10 protein-coding genes are annotated in these 12,622 nt (G+C 47.2%); 4 read left to right on the plus strand and 6 right to left on the minus strand.

The window, feature by feature from the left end; genetic code table 11:
• The first annotated feature begins 23 nt into the window (after positions 1-23).
• From B4E62_RS15100 to B4E62_RS15115, 4 genes are all read left to right on the plus strand, one after another.
• Complete coding sequence (locus tag B4E62_RS15100; protein WP_331352619.1) at positions 24-566, plus strand: DUF4381 domain-containing protein; 543 nt, start codon at positions 24-26, stop codon at positions 564-566.
• Positions 559-1,578: a VWA domain-containing protein gene (locus B4E62_RS15105; protein ID WP_331352620.1), complete on the plus strand. Its 1,020-nt coding sequence runs from the start codon at positions 559-561 to the stop codon at positions 1,576-1,578. The genes B4E62_RS15100 and B4E62_RS15105 overlap by 8 nt, the downstream gene beginning before the upstream one ends.
• Entirely contained in the window at positions 1,578-3,551 is a 1,974-nt protein-coding gene (locus B4E62_RS15110) for a vWA domain-containing protein (RefSeq protein ID WP_331352621.1), read from the plus strand. Before B4E62_RS15105 ends, B4E62_RS15110 begins: the two co-directional genes overlap by 1 nt.
• A gap of 117 nt (positions 3,552-3,668) precedes the next feature.
• Complete coding sequence (locus B4E62_RS15115; RefSeq protein WP_331352622.1) at positions 3,669-5,405, plus strand: BatD family protein; 1,737 nt, start codon at positions 3,669-3,671, stop codon at positions 5,403-5,405.
• Positions 5,406-5,472: 67 nt separating this feature from the next.
• Here the strand turns inward: B4E62_RS15115 and B4E62_RS15120 are convergent, their stop codons facing one another.
• The 6 genes from B4E62_RS15120 to B4E62_RS15145 all read right to left on the minus strand — a co-directional run bounded on the left by B4E62_RS15120 (position 5,473) and on the right by B4E62_RS15145 (position 12,622).
• The gene (locus B4E62_RS15120; RefSeq protein WP_310069670.1) at positions 5,473-6,276 is read right to left on the minus strand and encodes a nitrate- and nitrite sensing domain-containing protein; all 804 of its coding nucleotides are present in this window, start codon (positions 6,274-6,276) and stop codon (positions 5,473-5,475) included.
• 4 nt (positions 6,277-6,280) lie between these two features.
• Entirely contained in the window at positions 6,281-7,414 is a 1,134-nt protein-coding gene (locus B4E62_RS15125; RefSeq protein WP_331352686.1) for a methyl-accepting chemotaxis protein, read from the minus strand.
• 235 nt (positions 7,415-7,649) lie between these two features.
• Positions 7,650-10,349 (minus strand): aminopeptidase N, encoded by a 2,700-nt coding sequence (gene pepN, locus B4E62_RS15130; protein ID WP_310069664.1) that lies wholly within the window; start codon positions 10,347-10,349, stop codon positions 7,650-7,652.
• 17 nt (positions 10,350-10,366) lie between these two features.
• A complete protein-coding gene (locus tag B4E62_RS15135; RefSeq protein WP_310069661.1) occupies positions 10,367-10,639 on the minus strand; it encodes a YeaC family protein in 273 nt (90 codons plus the stop codon).
• Positions 10,640-10,673: 34 nt separating this feature from the next.
• Positions 10,674-11,528, minus strand: coding sequence for a rhomboid family intramembrane serine protease (locus tag B4E62_RS15140; protein ID WP_331352623.1), 855 nt, complete (start codon positions 11,526-11,528; stop codon positions 10,674-10,676).
• Between the two features lie 83 nt (positions 11,529-11,611).
• Complete coding sequence (locus B4E62_RS15145; RefSeq protein WP_310069656.1) at positions 11,612-12,622, minus strand: metallophosphoesterase; 1,011 nt, start codon at positions 12,620-12,622, stop codon at positions 11,612-11,614.

A 12,622-nucleotide genomic window follows, 5' to 3' on the forward strand; every position in this document is an offset into this window, starting at 1 on the left:
TTATTGAAGAATAAAAGCAGACTATGCAACCAACCTCTTCTCCCCTGGATCAATTAGCCGATATCCATTTACCCGATGGTGTGAGCTGGTGGCCACTAGCGCCTGGCTGGTGGATATTGTTCGCTTTAGTGGTCATGGCCATTATCGGATTTTTTCTCTGGCGTCAGCGTAAACAGCAAAATCATTATCGTATTGTTGCCCAGCATCAACTCGCCGGTATTTATGCAGATTATCAACAAACACAAAATGCAGGAGCTTATCTGCAAGCACTGAGCCTGCTACTGCGTCGCACAGCAATTACCGCTTATCCGCACAGTTTTAATGCCAGCATTAAAGGCAGCGACTGGTTGCAATGGTTGGATGAAGTTTGCCCGACACTGAACGAAAAATTTTCCAGCGATCTCGGGCAAAGTTTATTAAGCAGCGCCTACCAAAAAAATCCGCAATTAGATGTGAGTGGATTACACCAAATCAGTTCGCAGTGGATCAATATGCACCGCAACTATCGCCAAAGAATTCCAGCCTCGAAAAGGGTAAAAACAACAGCGGAGGCCAGCAATGTTTGAAATGCAATGGCCATGGTTATTGTGGCTCGCACCGCTGCCGTTATTAATGGGTTTTATTACACCCAAAAAACGTATTGAAGCTGCGCTGCGTGTACCGTTTTACCAACACGCTAGTCAACTAGAACATCAAAATCGTTTGGGAGTGGGCAAACGTCCGGCAAAATTATTATCGCTCTGGCTGATGTGGCTCTGCTGCTTATTGGCCGCCACTAACCCGCAATGGGTGGGCGAGCCTACCAGCATGCCATCGAGTGGCCGAGATTTATTAATGGCGGTCGATATTTCCGGCAGTATGGAGCAGACCGATATGGTCGCCAATGGCCGCAAGATCACGCGGTTGATGGCGGTTAAAAAAGTGATTGGCGATTTTGTTACGCGCCGCACTACTGATCGATTAGGTTTAATTTTGTTTGGTGCGCAAGCCTATCTGCAAGCACCACTCACTTATGATCGCAATACCGTCAATCAATTATTGCAAGAAGCACAAATTGGTTTTGCCGGGCGCGAAACCGCAATTGGCGATGCTATCGGCCTCGCCGTGAAACGCTTGCGCGATAGGCCCGATGCAAGCCGCGTGTTAGTGGTACTTACCGATGGTGCCAATACCGCCGGTGTACTCGCACCCGATAAAGCAACAGAACTCGCACAGAAAGCCGGCATTAAAATTTACACCATCGCCTTTGGTGCAGAATCGATGGAAGTACCGGGCATTTTTGGCTCGCGCACCGTCAATCCTTCAGCCGATCTGGATGAAGGAACCATGATGGCTATTGCTGAAAAAACCGGTGGAAAATATTTCCGCGCACGCGACCTGGAGGAACTGGATAGCATCCATCGCGAATTGGATCGACTGGAGCCGATTGAAATGGAAACAGAAACCTTTCGCCCGGTGCAGACATTATTTTATTGGCCATTGGCGTTTGCATTTTTTCTCAGTTTGATTTTTGCCTTGAGCCATATCTGGCAAGGCCGTGCAACACCTTTAGCAAAAAATACAGTGGAGGCGAAATAATGTCTGCTGTGGATTTACTCATCAGCCAATTTCATTTTCTGCGCCCCTGGTGGCTGGTGGCACTCGCCCCTGTGCTCGTTGTCGCACTCTTGCTGTGGTATCAAAAACACAACGCTCGCTCATGGCAGCAAATGGTTGCACCGGAATTATTGCAGTATTTACTCGACGGCCAGACTACCCGTATCAGACCCTGGCAACTTATCGCACTATTACTGGCATGGATTATTAGCTGCATTGCGCTCGCTGGCCCCAGCTGGGAAAAACGTCCGGTTGCCGTTGAACAAAATCAGCAAGCATTAGTGCTGTTACTCGATCTGTCACCGTCCATGATGAGTGAAGATGTAAAACCATCACGTTTGGTGCGCGCTCGGTTAAAAATCGCCGATTTATTGCGCTTGCGAAAAGATGGTCAGACAGCATTATTGGTTTACGCGGGTGATGTTCATGTGGTTACACCGCTGACCGACGACACCGAAACCATTAACAATATTATTCCTGCGCTGCATCCTAACATTATGCCCGCACAAGGTAGCAATACCGAAGAAGCTGTCTCTCACGCAATTCAATTATTAAAAAACGCAGCCATCACCCAAGGTGATTTATTACTGATTACCGATGGCATCGATAAAGATGCGCAATACAACATCAGTGAGATTATGACTCGCGAAAGCCAATACCGCTTGTCTATTCTCGGCGTCGGTGGAAATGCACCTACCCCCATACCCAGTAGCAAAGGCGGGTTTGTGCGCGACAACAAACGCAACATAGTCACCACCCAACTCAATGCGGGTGAATTGCAAAATCTCGCCAACCAAAGCCGTGGCCGCTATCGCACTTTGGCCAGCACCAGCAGTGACATAGATTATTTAATGGATTTACCCACACCGAAAAAAGAAGAAACCCAACGGGTCGAGCGCGATTTTGATAGCTGGTACGACCGCGGCCACTGGTTAGTATTGTTACTTTTGCCCATTATTCTCTACTGCTTCCGCCGTGGGGTTTTACTCTGCTTATTCATCGTTCCGCTCACCGCTTTAACATCCAATAAAAGTTATGCGTTTGGTTGGGATGATTTGTGGAAAAACAAAAACCAGCAAGCCTACGAAAAATTGCAGCAAGAACAAGCCGCTGAAGCAGCGCAACAATTTGACCACCCGGACTGGAAAGCAAGCGCCCAGTATCGTGCGGGGGATTATGAAGAAGCCGCAAAAAACTTTGCCCAGTCCGACAATGCTGATGCTCATTACAACCGTGGCAATGCGCTAGCTAAAGCCAACAAATTACCCGACGCAATCAAGGCCTATGATCAGGCCCTCAAGCTCAACCCTGAACTTGAGGACGCAAAGAAAAATCGCAAGCTGGTAGAAGAATTGCTCAAACAGCAGCAACAAAACCAGGATCAGCAAGACAAAGACAAAGACAAAGACGAGCAGGATCAAAAAGACCAAGATCAACAGAAACAAGACCAAGGTAATAGTGATCAGCAGAAGGACGAGCAACAACAAGATCAGCAACAGCAAGACAAAAACGATCAACAAAAACAACAGGACCAGAACAACCAGCAAGATCAGAATCAACAACAGAATCAATCAGACCAGCAGTCACAACAGGATCAGCAATCCTCTGCTGGCCAGAACGAGCAGCAAAAACAATCTGAACAGGAAAAGTCAGACCAGGAACAATCCCAACAAGAAAAAACGGAAGAAGAACAAGCCGCTGATGCTGCGCAACGAGAACGGGAAGAACAGCAAGCCGCTGAAGAAAAAATGCAGCAGATGCAAGCTGGTGAACCAAAAGATGATGGTTTGACAGACGAAGAACGCCAGGCAATGGAACAGTGGTTGCGCCGTATACCGGATGATCCGGGCGGCTTATTGCGTAACAAATTTAATTACGAACACTATAAACGCAATCAGGAAATACTGAATGGCGATTGGGAACCGGCCGAGAACGGAGCCGAGGATCGCTGGTAGCGCGCATAACTTGCTTGCGGCCACAGTAAACAACGCAACACTTTATGGTACTTTTTACACAACATTTAACAGTACTTTTTACGAAACACTTAACGGTACTATTAACGGAACAACACAATGAAACAAGCTTCATTTAATTTCCAAAAATACCTCAGCCGCTGTGCAGGTTTTTTGTTAATGATTACCGGACTCAACGTCTATGCCGGCAACTTGACCGCTAGCGTTGACCGGGATGTGCTGGGACTGGAGGAAACATTTACCCTAGTCCTGCGCTATGATGAGCAAATTAATGCCACGCCGGATTACGAACTGCTGCGCAAAGACTTTGATATTTTAAATACCCAAAGCGGCACCCAGATGAGCATTATCAATGGCAATATGGAAGCCTCTACCGAGTGGAAAATTGCACTGGCCCCCAAACGAATTGGTAAATTACTGATTCCGTCGTTTACCATTGATGGTGCAATTAGTGATGCAATTGAAATAACGATTGAGGGCAAAAGTAAATCGCCCAAAAACACCGACAACAATGTCACTGTAGAAGTTGAAACCAGCAAAGATACCAGCTACGTACAAGAGCAAATTATTGTCACACTGCGCCTCTATACCACCGTGGGTCTGAGTGGTGTAGACCTGCAACCACTGCAAGTTAAAGATGCATTAGTGGTCAATATCGATGAAAAACAATACCAAACCAAAATTAATGGCCGCCCGGGTGCCGTTGTAGAAACACGCTATGCGGTATTTCCACAACAAAGTGGCGAATTAATTATTCCCAGCATGCTCTACCAGGTTTCAGTTAATTCAGGCCAGCGCGATCTGTGGGACCGTTTTTATGGCAACAGCCAAAACAATATTTTGCGTTTACGCACCGATGAACAGCGCATCAATGTGCTGCCTGCCCCCGCATCAGTCAACGCAGGCGATTGGCTGCCCGCACTCAATGTCAGCATGAGCGAACATTGGAGCACCAGCCTCGACTCCTTAAAAATAGGTGAACCCATTACCCGCAGCATCACCATTAAAGCGGATGGGCTAACCGCAGGGCAAATTAACCCCCTGCAATTAGCTCCCATTGATGGACTCACTTTTTATAATGACCAGGCGCAAACCGACGACCAAAAATCGGCCAATGGTGTTGAAGGTTCACGTATTGAAACCATTGCGATAGTGCCCACCAAAGCGGGGCATTTCACCTTGCCGGAAATAAAACTCAATTGGTGGGACACACAAACGAACAGCATCCGCACCGCCACCCTGCCCGCTGTTTCCCTTACTGTTGGACTTGGTGATATGACCCAACTGGCAGCACCGACGAATGAAGTTGAAGAACCCACTAGCGTGGATATCAATACCGACTTAAGCACGATTGAACCGCAGCAAACAGTTATTCAGGAAAAAGTGCCACTCTGGCTATACATCACTAATGCACTTGCATTATTAGTTGCCGCAGTTTTTGCACTGCGTTTTTGGCAAACCAAGCGTGAACTCTCAGCCATTTACGCAACAGAGCGCGATGAACTTAACGAATTAAATCAAAAAGAAACTGAAGCCTGGAATAATTTCAAGCGTACCCTGGCCGATAAAAAATTAACGGGCCTGCGCAAAGCCTTGATTAACTGGGCGCAGGTGTATTGGAAAAATGCATCCATTACCAGTCTGCAAGCAATCGCCGCACAGACACAAGATTCAGTGCTCGCAGATGAACTGCGCAAATTGGACGAAGCGATATTTAGTGCTCACAACAGCGCACCTGACACTGAAGTACTATTGCAACTCCTGGCCAATCTACGCAAAACCAAACATAAAAAAACGGCCGACAACAATAAGTTGCAGCCGCTCTACAGAGTTTAATAAAGACCAGATGACCGCAACTGAACTAAACAGCAGTTGCGGATTTCAGTTTCTGCCCGCTTCGGTTTTAATTGCGATAATACTGTAAACGATCAATCTGGCGATCAAACTGATCGAGCACATGCTCAATGCAGCGGGTCGCCAATTTAAAATAATCGCCTGCCTGGATACTCGGATGATCAACAATTAATTGGGTTTCAATGCAGCGCAAGAGCTGCTGGATTTCCACACGAGATTTATCCGGCCAGGAAGAGTCCACGCTCGATGCAATTTTATTGCGCAAGTGATTGAGTTGGATACGCAATACGCTTGAACACTCACCTTTCGCTGCTACCCCCGTACCTAATGCGCGCACCTGCCCGATATATTCGGCAATCGATAACAGATAGCGCCAATCAGTATCCATGGCATCGCCCGTTATTTTTGAAAGATGGTGGACATCAGCCACATCGTCAATCAGGTACAACAGGTTGGCGATCAGAATATTGTGCTGCTTGAAATTTTTATCGGCATCTCCCTGCAAATAGGTTATTCCCAAGCGGGTCCAGTGGTCTACCAGGCTCGACCACTTAACATTACTGCGTATCCAATCACCAGCTTCATCAAGCTCGCCCATGATCCGCTTAATTTTTATAGCAATTTTTTCTATATCTGGTTTTGCACCAAGATTGCCATTAATAAAACCAGTCGTTAAACCGCGATGCTGTTGCACATAGGTTAATAAAGTACGCAACAGTTTTATATATTCAATACCTTGGGTAAACAACAGGTTCGCTTGACGTTTTTTACGGCTCAATGAAACCATTAGAAACATCAAAAAACCCACTGGAAAAGCCAATAAAATAATCATTAGCGAAACAGGAGTTTCCATAGTGCTACTCCGATTGATGAGTCAATCTATGCAAGTGGTCGGCAATTTCAGCAGCTTGACCGGCGCGATAACTATTTTGATTCGCCAAATCCGCCACTGTTTCTATATGTTTTGAAATTTCACGCGCTGCGACACTCTGTTGACCTGCAGCAACGGCAATTTCATCGATCAATCCAAAAACATCATCGGTTGTTGTTAATATTGACTTTAAAGATTCATCTGCACTGAATACACCTTGCAATGACTTATCTGTTTTTTCTACTACGTTTTTCATACTTACTAACACCTGCTGCATGCTCTCCTGCACACGCGCAATATTGGTTGCAATCTCACTGGCCGAACCTTGGCTGCGTACTGCCAGCGCACGCACCTCATCTGCCACCACCGCAAATCCACGCCCATGCTCACCTGCACGAGCAGCCTCAATCGCGGCGTTGAGTGCAAGCAAATTGGTTTGTCCTGCAATATCGCTGATAATTTGTGACATGGCCGTAACATTGTGCATCGACGTTCCCAACTGGCTAACACGCACTTCCGTTTCACGCGCAAGATTAGCTACTGCACTGACCTCACTACTAGCCCCCGCCAAAGCACCTCCACCGCTTTTACTATAGTCACAGGCTTTGGTTGCTGCATCGCGTGCTGCCACAATACGACTACTGATGTCATCAATGCTGTGACTTATTTCCGTGATTGCCGCAGCGCTGGATGCCGTTGCACTGGATTGATAAGCCGCACTTTTTGAAACCTCTTTTGCATTCGCCGCCAGTTCAAATGATGAGTGGCCCATTTCCTTTACCGCATCTTTATATTCTGCATTGCGCCTCTGCCGCGATTTGAATACCTCGATAAAAGTATCGTGCAAACTATTGAGCGGCCCAGCGACTAAACGATTCCAATCGACCAGCTCATCCTTATCGACAGCCGATAAATACTGTTTAATTCCCTCTATATCCTTAGTCACACCACCGACTACACCTAGAATCAAAATCACCACTAACAGCAGAGGCACCAGTAACCAAAAGCTGCTGCTATCCAGAAAAATAGCGCAAGCCACGAGGAGCAAATTACAAAAAATAGCTACCAATAATACCCAGGACTTTACCGAGGCAACCGCCTGCCCCAAAAAACGCACCATCACGCAACCTCCAGCCTCACCTTACAAAACGGCATCAGACAAAAACGAGCACTCAATCAGTGCAAGGAAATTTCCCAGCCTTATCAATGCAACAAAAAGATGCACATCCCATTGCGGTTTTTTACTTATGGGTAATATCCGACGTATATCTATCAACATTCATGCCAGACACAGGCAAAAAAAACGGGCATCACTTGCGCGATGCCCGTTCTTTGTTTTAATTATAAGATTTCACTTACACCAAACTTTTGCTCACCACTTCAAACACATCTTTGGAAAGACCTGGTGTAGCCATAATTCTTTCCAATTCGGTTTTCATCAAGCGCTGCCGATCAGGACTGTATTTTTTCCATTTAGTGAGAGGTGTTAACAAGCGTGAAGCAATTTGCGGGTTTTGTGTATTCAGCACAATGATTTGGTCGGCCAGAAACTGATACCCGGCACCTGCATCGGCATGAAAATTAATCGCATTGCCATTGCAAAAACTGGCAACCAGTGCGCGAATTTTATTGGGATTTTTTCCATCATAAGCGGCATGGGTTTGCAGTGTTTTTACTTTAGCCAGGGTATTGGGCAATACGCAGGTTGCTTGTACGCTGATCCACTGATTGACCACCAGCGATTCGTGCTGCCAGCGCTGATAAAAATCAGCGAGCGCCACTTCTGCCAGCTGCTGTGCTAAAGGAGCCTCTGCGTTCACCAACTGGGTCAAGGCGGCTATCACGTCGGTCATATTATTGGCAGCGCGGTATTGCTGCTCGCAGGCGCGAACCACTGTCTCGTCAACCAACACCATTAAATAGCCCAATGCGACATTTTTCAAACTTCGTGCGGCAATAGCATCGGCAGTTGCTGCATAGGGCTGTGCGTGATCATACGCCCGGTAAATACGGGCAAAATCATCGCGCAATTCGCGCGCAATCATTTTACGGATTGCAGTGCGGCTGTAATGAATTGCCTCTACATCGACAAGATCGGCCAATTCACTGAGATAGGCTTCAGATGGCAGGCTGAGCATATAAGCTACCATCGCTTTATCGAGGCTATCGTCTTGCAGCACACTGCGGTAAGCGGCAACCAAATCTACATCGAGCTGCAATGCAGCAAAGTCCTCACCGCGCTGATACGCCTCCATCGCACGATGAATAGCTTGCAAGCCCAATTGCTGGCTCGCTTCCCAACGATTAAAACCATCGCTATCGCGGCTCATGAGCACAATCAAATCATCTCGACTGTAGTCGTAATGCAACTTCACCGGCGCAGAAAAACCACGCAATAAACTGGGCACCGGTTTTTCTTGTACGCGTTGGAATACGAAAGTTTGCTCTGCCGCTGTTAACTCCAACACTTTATGAGTGTTATCGCCAGTTTCAAAATCAGGTTCTGCATCCTTTAAATACAGCGGTAAATCCCCTGCACTACCTAACAAACCTATTGCAACAGGAATATGGAAAGGGAGTTTTTGCTGGCACTCAGGTGTTGGTGGGCAGGATTGTTTAATAGTGAGTGAATACTCCTGTGCATCTTCATCGTAATGATCACTAACCTGTAAACGCGGTGTGCCTGCTTGAGAATACCAACGTTTAAATTGGGTGAGGTCCCGTCCCGATGCATCGGAAAGTGCTGCGACAAAATCTTCAGTCGTCACCGCTTGTCCATCGTGACGTTCAAAATATAAATCAGTGCCTTTGCGGAAATTTTCTTTGCCGAGCAAAGTCGCCAACATACGAATTATTTCTGCACCTTTTTCGTAGATCGTCATGGTGTAGAAATTGGAAATTTCAATATAGGATTCCGGACGAATCGGATGCGCCATAGGGCCGGCATCTTCCGCAAACTGCAAGGTGCGTAACAGGGTTACATCTTCAACGCGCTTTACGGTGCGCGAGCCCATATCGGCCGAAAATTCCGAATCGCGATAAACCGTAAAACCTTCTTTTAAACTCAACTGGAACCAATCGCGACAGGTGACACGATTGCCGCTCCAATTGTGGAAATACTCGTGTGCCACTACGCCTTCAACACGTTGAAAACCACCGTCGGTAGTCGTTTCCGGTTTTGCCAGCACACAGGAGGTATTAAAAATATTGAGGCCTTTATTTTCCATGGCTCCCATATTGAAATCATCGACCGCCACAATCATAAAAATATTGAGATCGTATTCGCGACCATAGACTTCTTCATCCCAACGCAGGGAATTTTTGAGCGAGGTCATAGCGTGGTCGCATTTATCCAAATCCTTTGGCTCAACAAAAATTTTCAACGTGACTTCGCGCTTGGAACAGGTCGTAAATTTATCTTCAATGTGCGCAAGATCGCCTGCAACCAACGCGAACAAATAAGCCGGTTTTTTAAACGGATCATGCCAGGTTGCATAGTGGCGATTATTCTCTGCATCACCCTGGTCAATTAAATTACCGTTGGACAAAAGTACTGGGTATTTTTTATCGGCCACAACGGTGGTTGTGAATTCGCTCATCACATCCGGGCGATCCAGATAATAGGTAATCTTGCGGAAACCTTCAGCTTCACACTGGGTGCAATACATAGTGCGCGAGCGATACAAACCCTCCAGCGATGTATTCGATTCAGGCTTGATTTTGGTAATACTAAGCAGCTTGAATTCAGCCGGCGTATTGAAAATGGTTAGACTTTCTTCGCCAAATTCGTAATCACTGCCTGTAAGAACTTTTCCATCCAGAGCGATAGAAATCAATTCCAGATCAGCGCCATGCAAGGTCAATTGTGTTGCAGGTGTAGATGCGGCAGGGTTGCGATACAAATGCAGCATCGCACTCACAATAGTTTCACCCTCATAGATTTCAAACCGCAAATCAGTCGTTTTGATGAGGTAGCCGGGAACCTGGTAATCTTTTAGGTAAATGGTTTTTGGTTGCTGTTCTTTGGCAGGCAGTGATTGTTCAACGGCAGTCATGGCGAAATCCTTAAAATTTATTCAACCCACTTGATCGGTTTATCTTGTGGCTCATGGTCGTGCTCATGATCGTCATCACCACAATAGGTGTGTGGTTCAGGCGGGATATAACCAGTGTGTTGTTCGGGGGGCAGATTTTTGTGTTCATAAGCAATAACCGCTTGCATGCACAACTGGCGCTGCTCGGCTGACAACCGGTTACCATCAGGCCATTTACCCAATTCAACAGCGCGTTTTAAATTCTGGTAAATTTCCGGCGTAAGGCTGGAAAGCAATTGTTGTAAATCCATAAATCTCTCACTCAATTACGATGACATTAAACTGTTAACGTCGATAACGATTTCGTGTCGCAAATGCATAAATAGCACCGGCAACCAAGCCGCCCACATGTGCTGCATTGGCGACGGATCCTGAAATAAAATAATCCACAGCTCCGGTCATACATAACACCAGCCAGAAGAGCATGAAACCAATGAGTGCGGGAGGCACTGTGACAAGCGGGTGAGGAGCCAAACGTTGGCGCACGGCGATAAAACCTAACAGCGCATAAACCACACCGGACATTCCGCCAAAATTAGCGCTGCCACTCCAAACATATTGCACAACATTGGAAGCGACAGCAGTGATCACGAAAAATAACAAGAAGTTCCATCTACCCAGGAAAAATTCCAGGCGCCGGCCTAAATCCCACATCCATAAACTATTAAACAACACATGAAAAATACCAAAGTGTAAAAAAGCAGGGGTGAGCAACCGCCAGATTTCACCGCGCGCCAACGAATCGCTTAATGGTATATACGTATTTCCGGCAAAATCCTGAAACGTAAAATAGTGAACCCAGGATTTAGCCAGATTACTTTCAATCAGCAATGCGCCCAAACCACTGAGAATAATCAGGCAAACAACAACCGGCACTTGTGCCGCCTGCGTCAACAACGTTGGTCCATTACCTACAGGTTGCGTATCGGCAGTTGCTGCCGGGTGCAATTCCACCTGCCCCTGCAAATATTGATCAAGGAATTCCTGTAAAGCTGGAATCACCTCAGCATCCATGACAGACAAACATTGCTGGCCATTCTCTTCAGCTATGCGGTGCTGCAATCCGCGCTCGCGCAAATAGCCACTGAGCTCACTTAAATCCTGATCAAGCGGAAAATATTTAACAGCAATCCAGTTCAATGATGGGTTCCGGTGTAGAGGTGAGTAGTAACAGATACGAGCGTAAATGATTGGGGATCAATACCATCGGTTTGGTTCGACACTTACGGATCAACATAGACCCACACAAATTTGTCAGGCTGCAATTGTGCCTCACCATCCATGCGGTACGCCACCAATCGCCCGAATTTAACCGCACTGTAGTCGAGGCAAGCAAGGTTCGGTGCAAGTGGGCGCGGCTGGCCTTTGAGCCAGTAGTGGCCAATAAATAGCGGCGGTTGGGATTTATCGTAGTACACCATTTGTGAACGGTGATCAGGGGAAATTTCTGCCTTGGCGATATGTTCCGGGATTGGATCTGGTTGGAACAACAACTGCCCATAGGTGCGCGCCGTGTGCCCCCAAAATTTGGTACGAAACGCGCGGCGCACATAACCATCTGACGATACCATGGTTTCGCCCTCGGGTAAGGGCAAATCCACACCCCCCGTCAGACGCTGCTTGGTTCTGGCTTCCAAACTGCCCTTTTGGGCAGAACGATTGATGAACAACCAATCGATATGGCCATCGCCATAGGTGGCCCGATGTAAGTCGATCAGCTGTTGATCCCAACAGGCGTGTACCGCACGAAATACTTGTCGGGTCTGCGGATGCTGGATTTCCAGAAACAGCGGCAGCTCGACAAACCAGCGCAAAAACGCCTGCCACTCCTGCGGGTGATGAGCAAATTGTTCAAGTGTCTCGCTGATTTGGCGGGCATTCGCAGGCGTGTGAGGGCGCAAATATTCGCCGGCGATACCAGCAGGCGTGGAATAGGTAATCGCATTAAATTCGTGATTACCCAAAATCATCTGGGCACTGCCCTGCTCCACCATGTCGCGCACCAGATGCAGGGCTTCGCGGATACGCGGGCCGCGATCGACAATATCACCGAGGAAAATCACCTGCCGCTGCTGTGGGTGACGATAGGTACCGGAAATTTTTTGATAGCCCAGCAACTGCAACAAGCGCTCAAGCGACTGGGCGCAACCGTGCACATCGCCAATCAAATCATAACCATTCGCCGTTCCCATCACCGGCGGATAGTAAGATTGGTTCGGCGCGGTTTCAGTCAT

It is taken from the genome of Cellvibrio sp. UBA7671 (assembly GCA_002483145.1).
Lineage (GTDB): Bacteria > Pseudomonadota > Gammaproteobacteria > Pseudomonadales > Cellvibrionaceae > Cellvibrio > Cellvibrio fibrivorans.